1 pseudogene is annotated in these 795 nt (G+C 67.8%); it reads right to left on the reverse strand.

From position 1 onward, the window contains the following. Positions 1-94: 94 nt before the first annotated feature. Positions 95-795 (reverse strand): annotated as a pseudogene (locus tag EOA28_RS37360) (cobaltochelatase subunit CobT); the annotation flags it as partial.

Here is a 795-nt window from a genome sequence, read left to right on the forward strand (position 1 = left end):
GTCTCGACGGGAGCTCTCTGGGCGGCAATGGCCGGCGAGGCGCAGATCAGCACGCAGGCGAAGAGCGTCCGCCGCGCACGCCGCCCCGAAAACATCATCCGGCGCGCCGCAACCCGCCGCGGCGCGTGTCGCGCGCGCTTTCCTCGCCGAACAGCGAGGCGAGTTGCTCGGTCATGGCCCCGGCCAGTTCCTCGGCGTCGACGATGGTGACGGCGCGGCGGTAGTAGCGCGTGACGTCGTGGCCGATGCCGATGGCCAAAAGCTCGACCGGCGAACGCGTCTCGATCAGCTCGATGACCGCCCGCAGATGCCGCTCCAGATAATTGCCCGGATTGACCGAGAGGGTGGAATCGTCGACCGGCGCGCCGTCCGAGATCATCATCAGGATCTTGCGCTGCTCGGGCCGGCCGATCAGCCGGTTATGCGCCCAAAGCAGCGCCTCGCCGTCGATGTTTTCCTTGAGCAGGCCCTCACGCATCATCAGCCCGAGATTGCGCCGGGCGCGCCGCCATGGATGATCGGCGGACTTGTAGATGATGTGGCGCAGGTCGTTGAGCCGGCCGGGATTCGGCGGCTTGCCGTCCTTCAGCCATTTCTCGCGCGCTTGCCCGCCCTTCCAAGCGCGGGTGGTGAAGCCGAGGATCTCGACCGAAACGCCGCAGCGCTCCAGCGTGCGCGCCAGGATGTCGGCGCAGGTCGCCGCGACGGTGATCGGCCGGCCGCGCATCGAACCCGAATTGTCGAGCACCAGCGACACCACCGTGTCACGGAACTTGGTGTCGCGCTCCTGCTTGA

This window comes from Mesorhizobium sp. M2A.F.Ca.ET.067.02.1.1 (genome assembly GCF_004023285.1).
GTDB lineage: Bacteria > Pseudomonadota > Alphaproteobacteria > Rhizobiales > Rhizobiaceae > Mesorhizobium.